Raw genomic sequence first — 19,359 nt, 5'->3', positions numbered from 1 at the left:
GACCCTGCGAGGAGCCCCCATGAACCGTGTCGCCGCCGCTACCGCAGCGCTGCTGTGCTCTCTCGTCCTCGCCGCAGGCACCGCCGCGCCCGCCGGTGCCGCGGTGCCTGCGCTGCCCGAGATCCCCGGCGTGGGCGCCAGCTCCAAGCAGGTGCAGCAGTACACCCAGATGAGCTCCGACGCGGCGAACGATGCGTGGCGTCGCGGCTACACCGCGCTGCCGCAGCCGGTGCGCGACGCCGTGCCCCGCGAGATCCGCCCCGCCGAGCCGACCACGGCGCCGCTGCCGCCCGCCGCGCCCCAGCAGCAGCGGGCCTTCGAGCCCACCCCCGCGCCGGACACGTGCGCGAACTGCGTGGCTCTCACCTTCGACGACGGCCCGGTGGGCGACACCTCCCGCCTCTTGGACATCCTCGACCGCATGCACGCCCGCGCCACGTTCTTCGTGGTGGGCACCAACGTCAACGCCAACCCCGCCACGCTGCGCCGCATGCAGGCCGCGGGCCACACCATTGGCAACCACACCTTTAACCACCCGCGCCTGCCGCTGCTTACCGAGGGCGGGATTGGGGCCCAGCTTGACGACGCATCCGGGGCCATCACGCAAGCCACCGGCACCGCCCCGCGCTGGATGCGCCCTCCCTACGGCGAGTACGACGGCCGCGTGGCGGCCGCCGCGGGCGCCCGCGGCATGTCCGTGGCGATCTGGGACGTGGACACCGAGGACTGGCGCTACCGCGACGCGCAGCGTACCTGCCGGGTAGCCGTCGACCAGGCGCGAGCCGGGTCCGTGGTGTTGATGCACGACATCCACCCCGCCACCGTCGACGCCGTGCCCTGCATCATCGACGGCCTCCGCGCGAAGGGCCTGCGCCCAGCCAGCCTCGACGAGCTGATCAAGCAGCCCGCCGCCGGGCACGTTTACACTCGGCGCCCATGAGCGACACGGACCTAGACCGATCCCCGGAACCAGCCCCGGAACCAGCCACCGACCCGGGCGAAGGCAGGGCGCGGGAAGTGCGCGGCGGCTGGCGGCGGGCGACGCCCTACGTGATGCTCGCCGTCTACATCCTCGCGCCGGCTGCGGTCATCCCGCTCGCCGGCGCGCACGCGGTGCCCGCCTCGATCGCCCTCGTCTTCGGCGCGGGCGCGCTGTTCGGGCTTGTCGACGGCCTCACCTTCCGCTTCACCTGGTCCCTGCCGCTGCTGGCCGGTCTCGGCTTCTTCATTGCCAAGCTGCTGTACTTCAATGACGACGCGACCATCTACACCCTCGGCTGCATTCTCGTGGCAGCCGTGGCCGCCTGGGCGGGGAGCGCGATCTCCGGCCGCGGCTCGCGCGGCTTCCCGGAGGTGTAGCCCGTGGAAACGTGGAACCTCACGCACCCCAGCTACGGCCTGATCGAGGTCCGCACCGGCTTCGACCGCGAGTTTCTCGCCGAGGACGGCGAAGGCCCTGCCTGGCCGGGCACGGTGCCGGAGCGGTTTGCCGAGCGCCCCGGCGCGGGTGCGCACCCGGCCGCTGACGCCCCGCTTGTCGCGCGCGCGAAGAGCCGCTGGTCGAACCCGCCGGTGCGCGCCGAAGTGCGCGTGGGCGGCGAGGTGCAGAACCGGTACATGGACCTGGAAAGCGGGCGCATCCCGTTGTTCGGCCCGGGCCCGAAGCCGGAGCTGAAGCCCATGGTGAGCATCGGGGTGGACCGGGCGAAGCCCCACCTGAAACTCACCGTCAGCCCGTTCCGGGAGCTCGTCCACCTGGAGCTGCGGGAGGGCCCCAGCGTGGTGGAGTTCGACCCGCCGGCCGGCTCCCGCGGCGCGAAGCGGCGCGACGTGATGGAATCCAGCGACCTCAGGCGAACCCTCATCCCCATCGCGGAGGGGGTGGGCAAGGGCGGCTGGGCGCTGGCCATCCTCGTGCTCGGGCCGCTGGTTGGGCGCCTGCTCGGCTGGCTGGCAGGTTTCCTCCCGGACTGGCAGCTGCCCGAGTGGCGCCCGCCGCGCGTGGACCTGCCCGTGCCCCAGCTGCCGCACGCGGACCTGCCGCTGCCTACAATTGCCCTGCCCGAGATCCCCGAGTGGGTGGCGCTGCTAGCGGAATACTCAAAGATCTGGGTCCCCGTGGTGGTGGGCATCGCGGCGGGCGTCATCGCGCTGCGCAACCACCGCAAATCCGAGGCTGCGAAGTCTCAGTGGCAGCAGGGCGGCCAGGGTCCGGACCCTAACGATCGGGGCGCCTAGACGCCAGCGGCGGCGCGCAGGTCTTCGACCTTGTTCAGCTGCTCCCAGGGCAGGTCGAGGTCGGTGCGGCCGAAGTGGCCGTAGGTGGCGGTCTGCGCGTAGATCGGGCGCAGCAGGTCCAGCTCGCGGATGATCGCGTCCGGGCGAAGGTCGAAGACCTTCTGCACGGCCTGCTGGATGGACTCGTTGGTCTGGCCCTCGGCCGCGGTGCCGAAGGTCTCCACGTACAGGCCCACCGGGTTGGCGCGGCCGATGGCGTACGCCACCTGCACCTCAACGCGGTCCGCCAGGCCCGCGGCGACGATGTTCTTGGCCACCCAGCGCATGGCGTAGGCCGCGGAACGGTCCACCTTCGACGGGTCCTTGCCGGAGAACGCGCCGCCGCCGTGGCGGGCCATGCCACCGTAGGTGTCCACGATGATCTTGCGGCCGGTGAGCCCGGCGTCGCCCATCGGGCCGCCCACGGTGAAGGAGCCGGACGGGTTGACCAGCAGCTTGGTGGATTCGTTGTAGAGCGCCTCCAGGCCCGCGTCCTCGATCACCCACTCCAGCACGTGCTCGCGCATGGCCGCCTCGAGCGGCTCTCCGGTGAAATGCTCGTCGTGCTGTGTGGAGATCACCACGGTGTCCAGGTGCACCGGGGTCTCGCCGTCGTAGGCGAAGGTGACCTGGGTCTTGCCGTCCGGGCGCAGGCCCTCCACGATGCGCTCGTGGCGCACCTGGGACAGGCGGCGCGAGAGGCGGTGGGCGGTGGCGATGGGCAGCGGCATGTACTCGGGCGTCTCGTTGCTGGCGTAGCCGAACATCAGGCCCTGGTCGCCGGCGCCGGACTGGTCGAGCTCCTCCACCGAGTCGTGCTCGCGCGCCTCCTGCGAGGTGGTCACGCCGGCCGCGATCTCCTCGGACTGCTCGCCGATGGCCACGTTCACGCCGCAGGTCTCGCCGTCGAACCCGACCTGAGAGGAGGTGAACCCAATCTCCACGAGGCGGTCGCGCACGATCTTGGCAATGTTGGAGTACGCCTCGGTGCGCACCTCACCAACAACGTGCACCTGGCCGGTGGTCACCAGCGTCTCCACCGCCACGCGGGACTTCGGGTCCTGGCGCAGCATGTCGTCGAGGATCGCGTCCGAAATCGAGTCGCAGATCTTGTCGGGGTGACCCTCGGTCACGGATTCGCTGGTGAAAAGGCGGTGGAAGGAACCGGTCGATGCCTCAGACGGCTGGATAGCAGACAATGCAGTCTCACACTTTCAACGTGGTGTCGTATTTACTTGAAGTGGCGTCACCGAGGCCTCGGGCGCGTGATCGTCAACTACCGTAGACCAAGCTGTCTAATTTGGCAACGAGCGGCCCAACACACCCTCAGCCGCGTCGAGGATCTGCGCCGCGACCGCGAGCTTGGAGCCGTCCGCCACCTCGGTCTCGGACCCGTCTCGGCCCAGGATCCACCCGCTATTGCGTCGCTCGCCGAACACCCTGCCACCGGCCACGGAGTTCACCATCAGCAGGTCCGCGCCCTTGCGCGCGAGCTTCGCGCGCCCGTACTCAAGCGGGTTGTCCGTCTCCGCGGCGAAGCCGGCGATCACCGCCCGCGTCTGCTGGGCATTGCGCTTTTCGACGACACCTTTGAGAATGTCCGGGTTCTCCACCAGCCGCAGCGTCGAAAGATTCGCGTCGGCCTCGCCCTTCTTCAGCTTCGCGGTGGCCTCCTTCTCCGGCCGGTAGTCCGCCACCGCGGCCGCCATAACTACAATGTCCGCGCTCCCCAGGCGCGCGTCGATCTCCCGCTGCATCTCGCGGGCCGAGCGCACCCGCACGATCTCCGCACCCGCCGGGGTGGGCAGCGCATCCGTGTCCCCCGCGACGATGCTCACGTCCGCGCCGCGCTGCGCCGCGATCTCGCCGAGGGCGAAGCCTTGGCGTCCCGACGAGCGGTTGCCGATATAGCGCACCGGATCGATGTTCTCCTGCGTCCCACCCGCGCTGATCAGCACCCTGCGGCCCTCGAGGCTGCGCCGAATCGGGCCGGTCTCGAGCACCGTGCGGGCGAGATCCGCGATCTGGTCCGGCTCGAGCAGCCGGCCGGGGCCGCTGTCCGCGCCGGTGAGTCGGCCGCTCGCCGGTTCAAGCACCGTGATGCCGCGCGAGCGCAGCGCGGCAACGTTGGCCTGGGTGGCGGGGTTGCGCCACATTTCGGTGTGCATGGCCGGCGCGACAACCACCGGGCAGGTGGCCACCAGCACGGTGGCGGTGAGCAGGTCGTCGGCCCGGCCCACGGCGAGCCGGGCCAGAAGGTCCGCGGTGGCCGGCGCGATGACCACCAGGTCCGCCTCCTGGCCCACGCGCACGTGCTGCACCTCGTCCACGCGGGTGAACACGCCGGTGTCCACCGGGTTGCCGGACAGGGCCTCGAACGTGGCGGCGCCGACGAACTCCAGCGCGTTCGGCGTGGGAACCACCCGCACGTTGGCGCCCGATTCGGTGAAGTTGCGCACCAGGTGGCACGCCTTGTACGCGGCGATGCCGCCGGCGACGCCCACCACGACGTTCAAAGCAGTCATGGTGGCAGAGTCTACGCGCCGCCTGCGCGCCCAACAGGAAACGGCACCGCAGGCCCGCTGGGAGGGCGGGGCTTGAGGTGCCGTCGACAAGCAGAAGCTCCTTACTGGCCTTCCTCGTGCTCGAGGAGGCCGGCCTGGATCTCGCGCAGGGCGATGGAGAGGGGCTTCTCGCCCGGCTCCGGGTTCACCAGCGGGCCGATGAACTCGAAGACACCCTCGTCGGAGTTCTGATAGAAGCTGTTGATCTGGCGAGCGCGCTTGGCCGCGAAGATGACCAGGGCGTACTTGGACGAAACCTTGGTCAGCAGCTCGTCGATCGGGGGCGCGGTGATGCCCTCGGGTGCGTCGTACACCCGCTCCTGCTCGGAGGCGGGGGCATCTGCGCTGGTCTGCGACATATCTTCGGTTACGTTGCTCACTTCAACCTACTCATTTAGAAATTGGTGTTGGATGTACCGGTGAGGATCGCCGCGATGGCGGATACCGCCTGATCAACGTCCTCGTTGACCACCACGGTGTCGAACTCGCTCTGGGCGTCGAGCTCCTCGCGCGCGGTGAGGAGACGGCGCTCGATCACGTCCTGGGTCTCCGTGCCGCGCCCCGTAAGGCGCTCCACGAGCACCTCCCAGGACGGCGGAGCGAGGAAGACGGTGGCTGCCTCCGGCATCAGGCGCTTGATGGCGCGGGCGCCGGCGAGGTCGACCTCCGCCAGCACGGGACGGCCGGCATCCAGCGCCTCGCGCACCGGTCCCGCCGGCGTGCCGGAGCGCTGCAGACCTCCGTGGATGTCGGCCCACTCCAGCATTTCCCCCGCGTCGATGCGCTCCTGGAACGCCTCCGGGGAAACGAAGAAGTAATCCTTCCCCTCCACTTCACCGGGCCGCGGGGCCCGAGTGGTCATGGACACCGAGAAGTACAGGTCGGGGACGCCGGTGACAAGTTTGCGCACCACGGTCGACTTCCCCACCGCAGACGGGCCGGCGAGAACCACCAACCGCCCGCGCGTCGCGCCCTCTGCCACGGGATTAATCCTCGGAAAAGCCGAAGCGCTCCAGCAGAGCGCGACGCTGACGCTCGCCCAGGCCGCGCAGGCGGCGGGTCTGAGCAATCTCGAGCTCGTCCATGATCTCGCGGGCCTTCACCTTGCCGACCTTCGGCATGGCCTCGAGGAGCGCGGAAACCTTGGTCTTGCCCACAATCTCGTCGGTGTCAGCCTTGTCAAGGACGTCCTTCAGGGTCGTCTCGCCGCGCTTGAGCGACGCCTTCAGCTCGGCGCGCTGCTTGCGCGCCTCGGCCGCCTTCTCCAGTGCTGCCTTGCGCTGCTCATCGGTCAACTGTGGAAGTGCCACGGTGTCCTCCAAATGTTTCGATCTACGTTGTTCTGTTCAGTCTCTTCGACCGTCCCCAGCTTGATGCCGCGGCGCTCAGAAAACGCCTGCGGGCATAATTCCACCGCTGCAACTCGCTAGTTTCGGCCAAGTGTAGCACCGCGTCGGCGCTGCCACGCCCGGGCGGCCGCTATTTGGCCACGTCAACGGGACGACGCACCTAAAGTACCAGGGTTTTTCGCGGCCTTGAAATAACCCCCGGCTAATTCCGCTGTTCCCGCAGGTCGCGTAGCCGTTTCCGCAGGTCACTGGCGTCCGGCCCGGCGCTGAGTACGGAGCGGGAGACGCTGGGAATGACGAGGGCGGGCTCGAGCGCCGCGACGCGGTCCGCGTCGGCGAAGGTCGCGCCCTGCGCACCGACGCCCGGCATCAACACCGCGGCGTTGAGCCCGGTGAGCACCGGCGGGTGGGCCACCGTGGCTCCGACCACCACTCCAACGTTGCCCACCTCGCCGAGCGCCGCCGACGCGGCGTTGCGGGCGGCGCACTCGTCCACCATGAACTGCGCGACGCTTCGCTCCCCGTCCCGGCCAAGCGGCGCGGACTGGAACTCCTCGGCCTCCGGGTTCGAGTTCGCGGCCATCACAAACACGCCCTTGCCGTGCGCGGAGGCGAGCTCGATGGCCGGGTCCAGGGAGCCGACGCCGAGGTACGGCGTGACGGTCACGGCGTCCGCCTCCAGCGGGGAGCCGGGCTCGAGCCACGCCTGGGCATACCCGGCCATGGTGGAGCCGATGTCGCCGCGCTTTGCGTCCGCCACGGTTAACGTCCCCGCCTCGCGCAGGGCCGCCAGCACGTCCTCCAGCACGGCGAACCCGCGCGAGCCGAACCGCTCGAAGAACGCCACCTGCGGCTTCACCAGCGCTGCGTCCTCCGCGAACGCCTCCACGCAGGTCATGGCGAAAGTGCGCAGCCCGTCCGCGGTGTCCGGCAGCCCCCACTGCGCAAGCAGGGACGCGTGCGGGTCGATGCCCACGCACAGCCTGCCGCGGGCGCGGCCCGCAGCGACCAGCCTGTCGCCGAAGCCCGCGCGGGGGTAGTTCTGGGAGTTCTGCCCGCCAAGGGTGTGTGCCTGCTTCACCCCGCCCACGTTACCGCCTGCCCGCGCGGAGCCCGGCATACGTAGGCTCGGGGCATCCCGCACACCGCAACCGAGGAGTCCCCCATGAGCGCCACCGGCTTTACCGCATCCCACACCCTGCCCTTTGACCGCGAGCGCGTGTGGCAGTGGCACTCCCGCCCGGGCGCGGTAGTGCGGCTGACCCCGCCCTTCCTGCCGATGCGCCCCGTCTCCCAGGCGCGGTCCCTGCGCGGTGGCACCACCGTGTTCTCCCTGCCGGCCGGCCAGCAGTGGGTGGCCAACCACCAGGTGGACGGCTACGCCCCCGGCGAGCGCTTCGTGGACGAGGCTGCGAACCAGCCGGTGCGGGCCGCGACGAGGTGGCGCCACACCCACACCTTCGAAGACGCGACCTCCGGCGACCAGCCCGCCACCCGCATCACCGACGAGGTGGCCACCACCATCCCCGCCTTCGCGCTGCACCCGGCGTTCGCCTACCGCCAGCACCAGCTGCTCGAAGACCTGCGCTTTATCGCCTCCCTGCCGGAAACCGAGCCCCTCACCATCGCCGTCACCGGCGCCAGCGGCCTGGTGGGCACCCACCTGTGCGCGCAGCTGACCACCGCCGGGCACAACGTCATCGGGCTCACGCGCGGTACGCCGGGCCCGGGCGAGCGCCGGTGGGACCCGGAGGACCCGGCCGCGGACCTCCTCGAGGGCGTGGACGCGGTGGCGCACCTCGCCGGCGAGTCCATCATGGGCCGCTTCACCGACGAGAAGAAGCACAAGATCCGCGATTCCCGCATTGGTCCCACCCGCAAGCTCGCCCGCCTCGCCGCCGAATCCGGGGTGGAGACCTTCGTCTGCGCCTCCGCCGTGGGCTTCTACGGCACCGACGCCGGTGAGCGCCCGCACACCGAGGCGGACGGCCCGGGCGAGGGCTTCCTCGCCGAGGTGTGCGCCGAGTGGGAGGACGCCTCCCGGGCGGAGGGCCTGCGCACCGTGAACATCCGCACCGGCCTCGCGCTCTCGGGCGCCGGCGGCCTGCTGCCCGTCCTGGAGGCCTCCGTCCGCGCGGGCCTCGGCGCCCGCTTCGGCAGCGGCGACTTCTGGATGTCCTGGGTGGCCTTGGATGACTTGACGGATCTGTACGCGCGCTCGCTTATCGACGCATCCGTGAGCGGGCCGATCAACGCCACCGCGCCCAACCCGGTGACCAATGCCGAGATGTCCTCCACCCTCGCCGCCATGCTGCACCGCCCCGACTTCCTGCCCATCCCCACCTTCGGGCCGAAGCTCCTCCTCGGCGCCGAGGGCGCGGAGGAATTGGCACTGGCGGACCAGCGCGTAGTCCCGGCCGAGGCCGAGCACCACGGATGGCGCTTCCGCTACCCCACACTCGAGGCAGCACTGGCCCACGAGCTGGGCAAGGAACAACTGCTGGCAGACCGGTAGGCTTTGAGGGCGTGAGTGAACCAACAACCCAACCCGACGCCGTGGCCCCGGTGACGCCCGAGCGGATCGCCGAGATCTTCACGGAAGAGCAGCTGGAATACCGCCTCGAGGCGGAGACCGGTCTGGTGCGCTCCGGCTTCGTCAACGCCGCGATCGTGGTGCTGACCGACGGCCCGCGCCTCGTCTTCGAGGCCATCTGGCGCGGCGACGTGCCGGCGGAGATGGCCTCGCACCTCCTGTTCGCGGTCAACGAGCACAACCAGACAAACTTCACGCCGACGCTGCGCATGTTCGAGTCGGAGGAGCGCACGCTGGCCGTTTCCGCCATCCGCACCCTCGATGTGGCCAACGGGGCCTCCTTCAACCAGCTCGGCGCGTTCATCGTCAACGCGATCGGCGCCACGCTGCGCGCCTTCGAGTACCTCGAGGTCACCTTCCCCACCCTCGTCACCTGGGAGGACCCGCACGATGAGCACTAACCCCCTGTCCACCGACTCCGCTGGCTCCACCCCGCAGCTGGTCACCGTCGACCGCGTCACGGCCGCGCTCGCGGAGCTGGGTATCGAGGCCGAGGCTGACCGCTCCGGTCGCGCTGCGGCCGCCGAGCTCAGCGGCTTCTCGCTGCTCTTCGTCCTGCTGGACACCGTGCTCATCGCGCGCACCGACACGGAAACCGACCTGCCGGCGGACTCCACCGACGCCGCCATCTACCTGGCCGCCAACCAGGTGAACTCCTCCTACCTCGACGCGCACGCCGTGGTGGTCAACCGCGGCGAGCACCTCGTGGTGCGCACCGAGGCGGAGATCTCGGTGCCCGCCGGTCTCACCGACGAGCAGCTGTCCGCGTCGCTGAAGGCGGCCGTTGACGGCATCGTCGAGTGCCAGGCGGCCATGCGCGCGCTGACCGAACAGCTCGACGAGCTGCGGGAGGATTAGGCCCCGCTACCCGCGCCGCAACTCGTGGCTCAGCGTTTCAAGCTCCGCCCCGCCGGCCATCTCGCGCGTCAGCTCGTCGAGGGTGATCGCGGAGCGTGGGGCGTCGAGCTCTTGGCGCCCGAGCTTCAGGATGGTGAAGTGGTCTCCCACGAGGTATGCGTGGTGCGGGTTGTGGGTGACAAAGACCACCGCCACGCCGCGGTCGCGCGCGGCCGCGATGAAGCGCAGGACCACGCCGGACTGCTTCACACCCAGCGCCGCGGTCGGCTCGTCGAGGATGACCACGCGCGCGCCGAAGTAGACGGCGCGGGCGATGGCAACCACCTGGCGCTGGCCGCCGGAGAGGTTGCCGGCCTCCACCTCAACGTCCGGGATGTCGATGCCCATCTGGGTCAGCTGCTCGGAACAGATGCGCCGCATCTCCGCCCGCTTCAGCACCCCGAAGGCCCCAGTGAGCTCTTGGCCGAGGAAGAAGTTGCGCCACACGCTCAGCTCGTCGACGATAGCGAGGGTCTGGTACACCGTGGCGATCCCCGCGTCGAGGGCGTCGCGGGGGGATGAGAGGGTGGCTTCGGTGCCGTCGATAAGCAACTGCCCCCCGGACGGCGTGTGCAAACCGGCGAGGATCTTGATCAGCGTGGACTTGCCCGCGCCGTTATCCCCGAGCACGCACGTGCACTCGCCCGGGTTGATGGCTAGGTCCACGCCGCGCAGCGCGTCGAAGCCGCCGTAGGACTTGGTCACGCCGCGCAACTGGATAATCGGCTGGGGTGTGGGTTGGGTCATGTCAGCGCCCCTTGGTGAAGTTGGCGAAGGAGGTGTTGGTGAACACCGCGAACAGCAGCATCGCGCCGAGGAAGAACTTGAACCAGTCCGGGTTCCATCCCGCGTAGACGATGCCCTGGTTGGTCATGCCGAAAATCAGCGCGCCGATGGCGGTGCCGACCGCCGTGCCGCGGCCGCCGTTCATGGCGCAGCCGCCGATGACCGCCGCGATGATGTAGAGAAACTCGTTGCCCACGCCTTGGCCCGCCTGGATCGAATCGAAGGCGAAGAGCGTGTGCATGCCCACGAACCAGGCGGCGAAGCCGACCGTCATGAACAGGGCGACCTTGACCCGCCGGACGGGCACGCCCACGGCGCGGGCGGCATCCTCGTCGCCGCCGACCGCGGTGATCCAGTTGCCCCACTTGGTGCGGAAGAGTACGAAGGACGCGGCCGCCACGAAGAGGATCCACCACAGGACCGTCACGCTGATGCGCACCCCGCCGAGCGTGAAAGAGCCGGCGAAGAAGGCGCGCGCCGAGGCGAAGCCCTCCATGTCCGCGATCGACGGCGTGGCCACCTGCCCGGTGACCAGCTTGGTCACCGCCAGGTTCAGGCCCTGCAGCATAAGGAACGCGGCCAGGGTGATGAGGAAGCTGTCGATGCCCGTGCGCGAAACCAGGATGCCGTTGAGCGCGCCGATCCCCAGCGCGATGCCTAAGGAGAGCAGCGCGCCCACCCACGAGTTGAGGTGCAGGTTGTAGTTGAGCATGGTGGCCGCGAGCGCAGCGGTGGTCACCGCCACGCCGGAGGAGAGGTCGAACTCCCCGCCGATCATGAGCAGGCCCACCGCCAGCGCCACGATGCCCAGCGTGGAGCTGGCGTAGAGGATGGTGGCAAAGGCCTCGAAGGAGCGGAAGGCCGGGGCCACCGCGAGGAAGAGCGCGAGGATGGCCAGGAAACCGAGGAGGCTGGCCAGCTCTGGGCGCCTGATCAGCCTGGCCAGGCCGGTGCGGGCGCGGAGGCGGTCGTCGCGTGCGGGTACCACCGCGCTCATCGCAGCCCCGCCTTCGCAGCGTCCTCGATGCGTTCCACGTTGGAGGCGTCGACGAAGCTGGGCCCGGTGTACACGGGCTGGCCGCCGCCGAGGGTCCCGCCGTTGCGCTTGGCCAGCCAGAGCGAGTCCACTGCGAGGTAGCCCTGCAGGTACGGCTGCTGGTCCACCGCCCAGGCCACCCGGCCGTCCGCGATGGCGCCCACCAGCTCCGCGTTCGTGTCGAAGGTGACCACCTCCGCGGCCGCGCCGGACTGCCCCGCGGCCTCCACGGCGCGCATGGCCACTGGCGCCTGGAGCGCGAACACCGTGTCCACGCCCGCGTCCTGCGAGAGCTTCGAGGAGATGGTGGACTGCACCGACGTGAGGTCCTGGCCGTTGACGTACAGCAGCTCCACCGGCCGGCCGAGGCCCTGCTCCACCCCGCGGCAGCGCGCCTCCTGGGAGGAGTTGCCCTGCTCGTGGATCACGCACAGCACCTTCTGCCTGCTCTCCGCCCGCAGGCGCTCCCCCGCGGCCTTGCCGGCCAGCGCCTCGTCCTGGCCGAAGAACCCGGTGAGGCCGTAGTCCGCGTAGCGCGACATGCCGGCGTTCAGCCCAACAACGGGGATGCCCGCGTCGACGGCGCGCTGCGCCGCGGGCCCGACGGCATCCGCGTTGGGCAGGGTCACGGCGATGCCGTCCACACCCGCGTCGACCGCGGAGCGCACCAAGTTGGCCTGGTTGGGCGCCTGCGGGTCCGAGGAGTAGCGCAGCTCGATGTTGTCCTTCTTCGCCGCGTCCTCGGCGCCCTTTCGCACGAGGTCCCAGTAGGTGTCGCCCGGGGCGCCGTGGGTGACCATGGCCACCGTGTAGCGCGGCGTGTCCACCCCATCGCCGCCGGTTTGCCCGCTGCTGTCAGTCCTGGGCGCGCCGCCGGTTGCTGAGCAGCCGGCCAGGAAGGCCACGGCCGCCAGCGCGGACGCTGTGAGAGATCGGGAGAATTTCAGCACCCGTCGAGTGTGCCCCACCCCGGCCCGACCTCGGCCATCGGCGCGTCGCTGTACCGATTAAGTACCGATCCAGTTACGAGTTGGCGATGCGCTCCAGCTCGACCTCCGGGTCAAAGTCCGCCTCCGGCCAGGACAGCCCGAGGGACTCGAGCGCGTCCGCCAGCAGCGTCTTCACCACCGTGCGGCAGTACTTCTTGTTGTCCGACGGCACGCAGTACCACGGCGCCTCGTCCGTGGATGTGCGCGTCATGGCGATCTGGTAGGCGGCCATATACTGGGACCACAGCTTGCGGTCATCCACGTCGGAGGGGTTGTACTTCCAGTGCTTCGCGGGGTTTTCCACGCGCTCCCGTAGGTTCTCGGCCTGGAACTCGCGGGAGATGTGCGGCATGACCTTGATGATCTTGGTGCCGCGCGCCGCGAGCACCGCCTCGAACTCGACGATCGCTCCGTAGCGCCGCTCGATCTCCTCCGGCGGCGCCATCTGCTTCACCCGCTGCACCAGCACGTCCTCGTAGTGCGAGCGGTCGAACACGGCCACCTGCCCGGGCTTGGGCAGGTGCGGCTCGAAGCGCCAGAGGAAGTCGTGCGCCGCCTCCTCCTCAGTCGGCCGGCCGAAGGCCTGCACGTGCACGCCCTGCAGGTCCATGGTCTCGCCGACCACGTGGCGAACAATGCCGCCCTTGCCCGCAGTGTCCATCCCCTGCAGCACCAACAGCACCGAGCCCGCGTCCGCGTTGCCCGCGCGGCCGTTGGCGTACAGCTTCTCCTGGAGCTCGCTCAGCGTGGCATCGAAGTCGTGGTACGCGCCGTCCACGTCCCCGGACAGGCCGGGGGTGGAGGCCGGGTCCACGTCCGCCAACTGGAAGTTCGGCCCCACGCGCAGGGCGCGGGCCTCCGCCACCGTCAGCTTCGCCATCTAGGCGTCCCCGTGGGGCATGTCGCTTGTCGACGCCCCCTCCCCAGCCGCGTCCCCCGGAGCGTCCGGCGACTGCGCTTGAGTGATGCCGTCGAGCATCGCGTGGATATACGGCGGAGCCTGGTTGCCCGAGTACTCGGTTGCCATCTCGAGGGCGTTCGCGATGGCGATGGCCGGGGGTACCTCGTCGTTGAAGAGGATCTCCCAGGTGGCCAGGCGTAGGATCTGCCGGTCCACCGCGGGCAGGCGGTGGAGCTCCCAGTCGCGGTCGAGGAACCGCTCGATGTTGTCGTCGAGGTCGTCCAGCGTCTCCGCCACGCCCTGGATGATCTCCCGGGTGTAGTCGGCAATGGGCGCGACCGCGTTCTGCGGGTCGCGCGCCAGCTCGGCGCGGTCCTCCACGATGGCTACGGGGTCGATGTCCCGCGTCTCCGCCTCAAACAGGATGTCCACAGCGCGGCGGCGCGCACGGTAGCGCGCCCCGTGGCGTTTGTAGTCCGGCATTAGTTGTTCACGCGGGAGAGGTACTCGCCCGTGCGGGTGTCCACCTTGACCACGTTGCCGGTCTCGAGGAACAGCGGTACCTGGATCTCGGCGCCGGTCTCGAGGGTGGCGGGCTTGGTGCCGCCGGTGGAACGGTCGCCCTGCAGGCCCGGTTCGGTGTGCTCGACCCGCAGGTCCACGGAGATCGGCAGCTCGGCGAACAGGGCCTCGCCCTCGTGGAAGGAGACCTGCACGCGCATGTTCTCCAGCAGGAAGCGGCCAGCGTCGCCGAACGCGGCCGGCGGCAGCTCGTACTGCTCGAAGGTCTTGTCGTCCATCACGACGTAGTTGGTGCCGTCGTTGTAGAGGTAGGTCATGTCGCGGCGGTCAACCGTGGCGGTCTCCACCTTCACGCCGGCGTTCCAGGTCTTGTCCACGGTCTTGCCGGAGACGACATCCTTGAGCTTGGTGCGCACGAACGCGGGGCCCTTGCCCGGCTTCACGTGCTGGAACTCGATGATCTGCTGGAGTTTGCCGTCAACCTTCAGCACCAGACCGTTCTTGAAATCGGCGGTAGTTGCCACGGGGGATTCCTTCCCTTGTCAGCTCGGATCTCGCTTGCGCGACTGGACGCGACCGCCCCAGCCCGGGCCCACCCAGGCCGGAGAAGCGATCAAACACGACAATGCTACAGCACAATAAGGTCCTTGGGGAACCGCGTGATCACCCTTGGCGCGCCGGCGGTGATAATCAGCGTGTCCTCGATGCGCACCCCGCCCCGGCCCGGCACGTAGATGCCCGGCTCGATGGTCAGGGTCATGCCCTCGGCCAGCTCGCCGGTCCCGGTTTTGGCCGCGTAGGGCGCCTCGTGCACGTCCAGGCCGATGCCGTGGCCGGTGGAGTGGACGAAGTACTCGCCGAAGCCGGCTTCGGCGATGATGTCGCGGCAGGCCCGGTCGACGTCGACAAGCAATTGCCCCGCGGTGGCTGCCTCGATACCCGCGAGCTGGGCGCGCAGCGTTGCGTCGTAGATTTCGCGCAGGAACTCCTCCGGCTCCCCAATGGCGAACGTGCGGGTCATGTCCGAGTTGAAGCCGAGGCGGTGCATGCCGAAGTCGATGGTGACCAAGTCGCCGCGCTGAAGCACCCGATCCCCCGCCGAGTGGTGCGGCATGGCCGAATTGGGCCCGGAGGCGACGATGGTGTCGAAGCTGGGCCGCTCGGCGCCGAGCACGCGCATCCGGTACTCCAGGTCCGCGGCGATCTCGCGCTCCGTGCGGCCGGCGCGCACCCCGTCCGCCTCCAGCAGCTGCTCGAGCGCCTGCACCGTCAGAGAGGCCGCCTCGGCAAGACGATCCAGCTCCAAGCGGTCCTTGCGCAGGCGGATCTCCTCCACCGCACCGGAGATCGGCACCAGGGTCACGCCCTCCGGGCACGCCGCCTCGAGCTTGGCCAGCTGCGCCACGCTGACGAAGTCCGCCTCGAAGCCCACGCGGTGGCCCTCCGCCACCCGCGAGAGCAGGCCCGTGGCCACCGCACGGGTGATCGAGGCCTCGATGTCCGGAACCTCGGCCGCGATCTGGGTGGTGTAGCGGCCGTCGGTGGCGATCGCCGCGCTGCGGTCCTTCGACACCATAAGCGCACCGTTCGAGCCGGTGAAGCCGGAGAAGTACCGCACGTGGGTGAGGTGGGTCAGCAGCATGTCGTCGATGCGCTGCGCGGCGAGCTCGGAAGCGAGCGTGCGGCGGCGCGTCTCAAAACGGGTGTCAGCGAGCGACATCTGTTCCCCCCTCACTGCGGGCAAAGTGTTCCAGGGCCAAAAGGTAGCCGTCCACGCCCAGGCCGGCGATTACCCCGCGGGCGATCGGCGAGAGGTAGGAGTGAGCCCGAAACGGCTCGCGGGCGTGCACGTTGGAAATGTGAACCTCGATGAAGCCGGCGCCGTCCGCCACCTCGGCAAGGGCGTCGCGCAGGGCCACGGAGGTGTGGGTGAACCCGCCCGGGTTGATGATCACGGGCCAGCCGGCGTCCGCCGCCTCGTGCACCCACTCGATCAGCTCGCCCTCGTGGTTGGACTGGCGAAGCACAACTTCCGCGCCGAGCTCGGCGGCGCGTTCGCGCACCATCTGCTCCACATCGGCGAGGGTGGTGGTGCCGTACACCTCAGGCTGGCGCTTGCCCAGCCGGTTCAGGTTGGGGCCGTTGAGTATCAGAACCTTCACCGCGCGATCTCCTCGTAGGCCGCGCGCATCTCCTCCACCGTCGCGTCCTCCAGCCGCGTGCACGAGCCCAGCCCGTCGAGCACCACGAAACGGATGCGGCCGTCGCGGTTCTTCTTGTCCAGGGTCATGGATTGGTGCAGCTCGTCGAATGCGCCGGCCTCGTACGTGGTGGGCAGCCCCACCGAGGTGAGGATCTCGTGGTGGAGCGCGAGCAGGGAGTCGTCGATAAGCCCGCGCCCCCTGGCCAAGTTGGCGGCGAACATCATGCCGACGGCGACGGCGTTGCCGTGGCGCCACTCGTAGCGCTCGCGGCGCTCGATGGCGTGGCCCAGGGTGTGGCCGTAGTTGAGGATCTCCCGCAGCCCGGCCTCCTTCAGATCCTGGCTGACCACCGACGCCTTGACCGCCACCGAGCGCTCGATGAGCTCCGCCCAGTGCTTGTCCGCCCCGTCGCGGTAAAGCTCCAAGATGCGGGGGTCGGCGATGAAACCGGTCTTGATCAGCTCGGCCGAGCCGGAGACGAGCTCCTCCTCCGGCAGGGTGTACACGCGCTCCAAGTCGATGAACACGGCCGCCGGCTCGTGGAACGCGCCTACCAGGTTCTTGCCGGCTGCGGTGTTGATGCCGGTCTTGCCGCCCACCGCGGCGTCCACCATGGCCAGCAGCGTGGTGGGCACCTGCACCACCTTGATGCCGCGCATCCACGTGGCGGCGACGAAGCCGGCCAAATCCGTCACCGCGCCGCCCCCGAGGCCAATAACCAGGTCTTGGCGGGAGAAGCCGGCGGCACCGAGCTGGTCCCACAGCTGCTCAGCCACGCCGAGGGCCTTGCCGTCCTCGGCGTCCGGCACCACCATGGCGTGCGGCTCGAGCCCGAGTGCCGTCAGGTCCGCCGCGATGCTGCGCGCCACCGCGCCGAGCGGGGGCTGGTGGACGATGGCCACCTTGCGGGCCCCCGTGGACTTGACAAAGCCAGCGACGTCCGAGGTGGCGTCCTGTCCAATGTGGATGGTGTACGGGCTCGGCCCGGTGACTTCGATCGCTGCCATGGGGCTCCTTCCTCAGCTGAGTATCGGGGTGGGAAGCGGGTTTAGGAATCGATAAAGCTGAGCACCTGCGCCACCACTCCCTGCGGCGGGCGGGAGTCGGTGCGCACGCGGTGCTTAGCCACCTCGCGGTAGAACGGCTCTCGCGCGGCGAGCAGGTCCCGGTAGTGCTGCTCCGGGTCCTCGGCGTTGAGCACCGGGCGGGTGGTGTCCCCTGCGGTGCGGCGGATGCCCTCCTCCGGGCTGACATCGATCCACACCACAGTGTGGTTCTGCAGGAGCTTGCGGGTGGACTCGGTCAGCACCGCACCCCCGCCCAGGCTCACCACGCCCCCGGTGGCCAGCGCGCGCGCCACGTACCCGGCCTCGAGCTCGCGGAAACGCTCCTCCCCCAGCTCGGTGTAGATCTCGCCGCAGGGCTTGCCCTCGCCCTGCTCCATCAGCGTGTCCGAGTCCACCAACGGCAGGTTCAGCGCGCTGGCGAGCCGGCGTCCTATCGTGCTCTTCCCGGCGCCGGGCGGTCCTACCAGCACCACCCGCGGCGACGAGCTCACCATCGGGGCCGCATCAGACATCAGCCTCACCCTCTCCTGCCCCGCCGAATGCGAGCCGCTCAGCCACGTACTCGTTGTAGGACGCGATGTTGCGCTTGACCTCTTCCAGGCTGTCGCCGCCGAACTTCTCTGTTACGGCGCGCGCGAGCACGAGCGCAACCATTGCCTCGGCCACCACGCCGCCCGCCGGCACCGCGCACACGTCAGAGCGCTGGTGGATGCCGGTGGCAGCCGCGCCGGAGGCCATATCCACGGTCTGCAACGCGCGGGGCACGGTGGAGATGGGCTTCATCGCGGCGCGAACGCGCAGCTGTTCGCCGTTGGTCATGCCGCCCTCGAGCCCGCCCGCGCGGTTGCTCAGGCGACGCAGGCCGTGCTCGTCCCGCACCATCTCGTCGTGCGCCTCCGAGCCGCGGCGGCGCGCCTCCTCGAAGCCATCGCCCACCTCGACGCCCTTGACGGACTGGATGCCCATGAGCGCCGCGGCCAGCTGCGCGTCAAGGCGGTGCTCGCCGGAGATGTGGGAGCCGAGCCCGATGGGCAGGCCATCCACGATCACCTCGACGACGCCGCCGAGCGTGTCGCCGTCCTTCTTGGCGGCCTCGATCACGCCGATCATCTCCGCCTCAGCGTCCTTGCCGTAGGCGCGCACCGGGGAAGCGTCAATCGCCTCGATGTCCGCGAAACCGGGCAGCGGCCCGGCGTAGGGGGCGGACTCGCCGATGGAGACGACGTGGGAGAAGACTTCCACGCCGAGCGTCTCGCGCAGGAACGAGCGGGCCACCGAGGCGGCGGCCACCCGTGCCGCAGTCTCGCGCGCCGAAGAGCGCTCGAGCACCGGGCGGGCGGAATCGAAGCCGTACTTGACCATGCCGGCGAAGTCCGCGTGCCCCGGACGAGGGCGCGTCAGCTTGGCGCCGCGGCCCGATCCCATCGCCTTGGCCACCTCCGGGTCCTCCATGTCCACGGCCTCCGGGGACATGATGGTGGTCCACTTCGGCCACTCGGTGTTGCCGATCATGATGGCGATCGGACCGCCGATGGTTAGGCCGTGGATCACACCGGAAAGGATGGTCAGCTCGTCCGCCTCGAACTTCATGCGCGCGCCGCGGCCGTAGCCGAGGCGGCGGCGGGCCAGCTGGTGGGCAATCTCGTCCTTGCTCACCGGCACGCCGGCGGGCATGTTCTCAATCAGCGCTACAAGTGCCTGCCCATGGGATTCCCCGGCAGTGGTCCAACGAAGCATGCCAGCATTGTCTCACACCGCGCGCGTGCGTCAGGCCCAGAGGTGCCAAAGCGCCGGCACCATCCACGCGGCGGCGATCATCGCTGGCCCGTGCGCCACCCGCGGTACCCGCAGCAGTAACCCGGCGACGGCGGTAAGCAGGCCGGACAGGGCCACGGCGGCGAGCACCCCGGGCAGCCCGGCGAGGGCGCAGACGGCCACGCCCAGCGGGGCCGCGAGCTTGATGTCCCCGCCGCCGATGCCGCGCCCCAGCAGCAGGTAGCCGGCGGGCCAGACAAGGCCCCACGCGAGCTGCGGGTGGACCGCGCACGCAACCACGGCGCACAGGGCAGCCGGCACGGTGAGGGGGTTGGGAAGGCGGTGGGTGGTGGCGTCGACAAGCGAAAGCCCCACGCTCCACGCGGCGGCGAGCGCCACTCCCCCGATCCCCATGCGGG

24 protein-coding genes are annotated in these 19,359 nt (G+C 69.9%); 6 read left to right on the top strand and 18 right to left on the bottom strand.

The annotated features are described in order from the left end of the window. Positions 1 to 19: 19 nt before the first annotated feature. Genes BN4252_RS02920 through BN4252_RS02910 form a run of 3 tightly spaced genes read left to right on the top strand, consistent with a single transcriptional unit; the run spans position 20 to position 2,238 of the window. Complete coding sequence (locus BN4252_RS02920) at positions 20 to 940, top strand: polysaccharide deacetylase family protein (RefSeq protein WP_066525271.1); 921 nt, start codon at positions 20 to 22, stop codon at positions 938 to 940. Next, entirely contained in the window at positions 937 to 1,359 is a 423-nt protein-coding gene (locus BN4252_RS02915) for a hypothetical protein (protein ID WP_143341153.1), read from the top strand. The genes BN4252_RS02920 and BN4252_RS02915 overlap by 4 nt, the downstream gene beginning before the upstream one ends. A gap of 3 nt (positions 1,360 to 1,362) precedes the next feature. Continuing rightward, positions 1,363 to 2,238 carry a hypothetical protein gene (locus tag BN4252_RS02910; RefSeq protein WP_066525256.1) on the top strand — a complete coding sequence of 292 codons (876 nt, stop codon included), beginning with the start codon at positions 1,363 to 1,365 and terminating at the stop codon, positions 2,236 to 2,238. Here the strand turns inward: BN4252_RS02910 and metK are convergent. From metK to pyrF, 6 genes are all read right to left on the bottom strand, one after another. Next, complete coding sequence (gene metK / locus BN4252_RS02905; protein ID WP_230208547.1) at positions 2,235 to 3,476, bottom strand: methionine adenosyltransferase; 1,242 nt, start codon at positions 3,474 to 3,476, stop codon at positions 2,235 to 2,237. The two genes, BN4252_RS02910 and metK, sit on opposite strands and share 4 nt — an antisense overlap. 96 nt (positions 3,477 to 3,572) lie before the next feature. Further along, entirely contained in the window at positions 3,573 to 4,802 is a 1,230-nt protein-coding gene (gene coaBC / locus BN4252_RS02900) for a bifunctional phosphopantothenoylcysteine decarboxylase/phosphopantothenate--cysteine ligase CoaBC (RefSeq protein ID WP_066525252.1), read from the bottom strand. A gap of 101 nt (positions 4,803 to 4,903) precedes the next feature. After that, positions 4,904 to 5,200, bottom strand: coding sequence for a DNA-directed RNA polymerase subunit omega (gene rpoZ, locus BN4252_RS02895; RefSeq protein WP_096877752.1), 297 nt, complete (start codon positions 5,198 to 5,200; stop codon positions 4,904 to 4,906). Positions 5,201 to 5,235: 35 nt separating this feature from the next. Continuing rightward, a complete protein-coding gene (gmk, locus tag BN4252_RS02890; RefSeq protein WP_066525244.1) occupies positions 5,236 to 5,823 on the bottom strand; it encodes a guanylate kinase in 588 nt (195 codons plus the stop codon). Positions 5,824 to 5,827: 4 nt separating this feature from the next. Continuing rightward, positions 5,828 to 6,151: an integration host factor, actinobacterial type gene (mihF, locus tag BN4252_RS02885; protein ID WP_066525867.1), complete on the bottom strand. Its 324-nt coding sequence runs from the start codon at positions 6,149 to 6,151 to the stop codon at positions 5,828 to 5,830. Between the two features lie 241 nt (positions 6,152 to 6,392). Next, on the bottom strand, positions 6,393 to 7,271 hold the full coding sequence (gene pyrF, locus BN4252_RS02880; RefSeq protein ID WP_066525242.1) for an orotidine-5'-phosphate decarboxylase: 879 nt from the start codon (positions 7,269 to 7,271) through the stop codon (positions 6,393 to 6,395). Between the two features lie 84 nt (positions 7,272 to 7,355). Between pyrF and BN4252_RS02875 the strand changes: the two genes are divergently transcribed. Genes BN4252_RS02875 through BN4252_RS02865 form a run of 3 tightly spaced genes read left to right on the top strand, consistent with a single transcriptional unit; the run spans position 7,356 to position 9,641 of the window. Beyond that, positions 7,356 to 8,705: a TIGR01777 family oxidoreductase gene (locus tag BN4252_RS02875; RefSeq protein WP_066525233.1), complete on the top strand. Its 1,350-nt coding sequence runs from the start codon at positions 7,356 to 7,358 to the stop codon at positions 8,703 to 8,705. Between the two features lie 11 nt (positions 8,706 to 8,716). Beyond that, positions 8,717 to 9,184 (top strand): type III secretion system chaperone family protein, encoded by a 468-nt coding sequence (locus BN4252_RS02870; RefSeq protein WP_066525226.1) that lies wholly within the window; start codon positions 8,717 to 8,719, stop codon positions 9,182 to 9,184. Then, a complete protein-coding gene (locus BN4252_RS02865) occupies positions 9,174 to 9,641 on the top strand; it encodes a YbjN domain-containing protein (protein WP_066525221.1) in 468 nt (155 codons plus the stop codon). The genes BN4252_RS02870 and BN4252_RS02865 overlap by 11 nt, the downstream gene beginning before the upstream one ends. A 6-nt stretch (positions 9,642 to 9,647) precedes the next feature. Here the strand turns inward: BN4252_RS02865 and BN4252_RS02860 are convergent, their stop codons facing one another. The 12 genes from BN4252_RS02860 to BN4252_RS02805 form a co-directional block, all read right to left on the bottom strand. Beyond that, positions 9,648 to 10,427 (bottom strand): ATP-binding cassette domain-containing protein, encoded by a 780-nt coding sequence (locus BN4252_RS02860; RefSeq protein ID WP_066525218.1) that lies wholly within the window; start codon positions 10,425 to 10,427, stop codon positions 9,648 to 9,650. Position 10,428: 1 nt separating this feature from the next. Then, a complete protein-coding gene (locus tag BN4252_RS02855) occupies positions 10,429 to 11,463 on the bottom strand; it encodes an ABC transporter permease (RefSeq protein ID WP_066525215.1) in 1,035 nt (344 codons plus the stop codon). Continuing rightward, entirely contained in the window at positions 11,460 to 12,449 is a 990-nt protein-coding gene (locus BN4252_RS02850; protein ID WP_066525856.1) for a sugar ABC transporter substrate-binding protein, read from the bottom strand. Before BN4252_RS02850 ends, BN4252_RS02855 begins: the two co-directional genes overlap by 4 nt. A gap of 76 nt (positions 12,450 to 12,525) precedes the next feature. Then, positions 12,526 to 13,371: a PPK2 family polyphosphate kinase gene (locus tag BN4252_RS02845; protein ID WP_066525210.1), complete on the bottom strand. Its 846-nt coding sequence runs from the start codon at positions 13,369 to 13,371 to the stop codon at positions 12,526 to 12,528. Beyond that, positions 13,372 to 13,875: a transcription antitermination factor NusB gene (gene nusB / locus BN4252_RS02840; protein ID WP_066525206.1), complete on the bottom strand. Its 504-nt coding sequence runs from the start codon at positions 13,873 to 13,875 to the stop codon at positions 13,372 to 13,374. Beyond that, positions 13,875 to 14,438 (bottom strand): elongation factor P, encoded by a 564-nt coding sequence (gene efp / locus BN4252_RS02835; protein WP_066525204.1) that lies wholly within the window; start codon positions 14,436 to 14,438, stop codon positions 13,875 to 13,877. The genes nusB and efp overlap by 1 nt, the downstream gene beginning before the upstream one ends. 104 nt (positions 14,439 to 14,542) lie before the next feature. Next, entirely contained in the window at positions 14,543 to 15,634 is a 1,092-nt protein-coding gene (locus BN4252_RS02830; protein ID WP_066525201.1) for an aminopeptidase P family protein, read from the bottom strand. After that, the gene (gene aroQ / locus BN4252_RS02825; protein WP_066525199.1) at positions 15,621 to 16,076 is read right to left on the bottom strand and encodes a type II 3-dehydroquinate dehydratase; all 456 of its coding nucleotides are present in this window, start codon (positions 16,074 to 16,076) and stop codon (positions 15,621 to 15,623) included. The genes BN4252_RS02830 and aroQ overlap by 14 nt, the downstream gene beginning before the upstream one ends. Further along, positions 16,073 to 17,125 (bottom strand): 3-dehydroquinate synthase, encoded by a 1,053-nt coding sequence (aroB, locus tag BN4252_RS02820; protein ID WP_066525197.1) that lies wholly within the window; start codon positions 17,123 to 17,125, stop codon positions 16,073 to 16,075. The genes aroQ and aroB overlap by 4 nt, the downstream gene beginning before the upstream one ends. Before the next feature lie 41 nt (positions 17,126 to 17,166). Next, positions 17,167 to 17,697 (bottom strand): shikimate kinase, encoded by a 531-nt coding sequence (locus tag BN4252_RS02815; protein WP_066525195.1) that lies wholly within the window; start codon positions 17,695 to 17,697, stop codon positions 17,167 to 17,169. After that, on the bottom strand, positions 17,690 to 18,922 hold the full coding sequence (gene aroC / locus BN4252_RS02810; protein ID WP_066525185.1) for a chorismate synthase: 1,233 nt from the start codon (positions 18,920 to 18,922) through the stop codon (positions 17,690 to 17,692). The genes BN4252_RS02815 and aroC overlap by 8 nt, the downstream gene beginning before the upstream one ends. 30 nt (positions 18,923 to 18,952) lie before the next feature. Then, positions 18,953 to 19,354 (bottom strand): prepilin peptidase, encoded by a 402-nt coding sequence (locus BN4252_RS02805; RefSeq protein ID WP_066525183.1) that lies wholly within the window; start codon positions 19,352 to 19,354, stop codon positions 18,953 to 18,955. Positions 19,355 to 19,359 lie beyond the last annotated feature (5 nt).

This window comes from Corynebacterium bouchesdurhonense (assembly GCF_900078305.2).
In the GTDB taxonomy this organism is placed as follows: domain Bacteria; phylum Actinomycetota; class Actinomycetes; order Mycobacteriales; family Mycobacteriaceae; genus Corynebacterium; species Corynebacterium bouchesdurhonense.
Note: the sequence above shows the minus strand (reverse complement) of the source record. Positions and strands in the feature narration are given on the sequence as shown.

Bases quoted from the DNA above. Each gene is read 5' to 3' on its own strand.
- BN4252_RS02830 (WP_066525201.1), bottom strand. From the start codon at position 15,634: ATGTCGCTCGCTGACACCCGTTTTGAGACGCGCCGCCGCACGCTCGCT.
- rpoZ (WP_096877752.1), bottom strand. From the start codon at position 5,200: ATGTCGCAGACCAGCGCAGATGCCCCCGCCTCCGAGCAGGAGCGGGTG.
- BN4252_RS02915 (WP_143341153.1), top strand. From the start codon at position 937: ATGAGCGACACGGACCTAGACCGATCCCCGGAACCAGCCCCGGAACCA.
- BN4252_RS02875 (WP_066525233.1), top strand. From the start codon at position 7,356: ATGAGCGCCACCGGCTTTACCGCATCCCACACCCTGCCCTTTGACCGC.
- BN4252_RS02815 (WP_066525195.1), bottom strand. From the start codon at position 17,697: ATGTCTGATGCGGCCCCGATGGTGAGCTCGTCGCCGCGGGTGGTGCTG.
- aroC (WP_066525185.1), bottom strand. From the start codon at position 18,922: ATGCTTCGTTGGACCACTGCCGGGGAATCCCATGGGCAGGCACTTGTA.
- nusB (WP_066525206.1), bottom strand. From the start codon at position 13,875: ATGCCGGACTACAAACGCCACGGGGCGCGCTACCGTGCGCGCCGCCGC.
- BN4252_RS02865 (WP_066525221.1), top strand. From the start codon at position 9,174: ATGAGCACTAACCCCCTGTCCACCGACTCCGCTGGCTCCACCCCGCAG.
- BN4252_RS02855 (WP_066525215.1), bottom strand. From the start codon at position 11,463: ATGAGCGCGGTGGTACCCGCACGCGACGACCGCCTCCGCGCCCGCACC.
- aroB (WP_066525197.1), bottom strand. From the start codon at position 17,125: ATGGCAGCGATCGAAGTCACCGGGCCGAGCCCGTACACCATCCACATT.
- BN4252_RS02805 (WP_066525183.1), bottom strand. From the start codon at position 19,354: ATGGGGATCGGGGGAGTGGCGCTCGCCGCCGCGTGGAGCGTGGGGCTT.
- BN4252_RS02860 (WP_066525218.1), bottom strand. From the start codon at position 10,427: ATGACCCAACCCACACCCCAGCCGATTATCCAGTTGCGCGGCGTGACC.
- BN4252_RS02920 (WP_066525271.1), top strand. From the start codon at position 20: ATGAACCGTGTCGCCGCCGCTACCGCAGCGCTGCTGTGCTCTCTCGTC.
- BN4252_RS02845 (WP_066525210.1), bottom strand. From the start codon at position 13,371: ATGGCGAAGCTGACGGTGGCGGAGGCCCGCGCCCTGCGCGTGGGGCCG.
- coaBC (WP_066525252.1), bottom strand. From the start codon at position 4,802: ATGACTGCTTTGAACGTCGTGGTGGGCGTCGCCGGCGGCATCGCCGCG.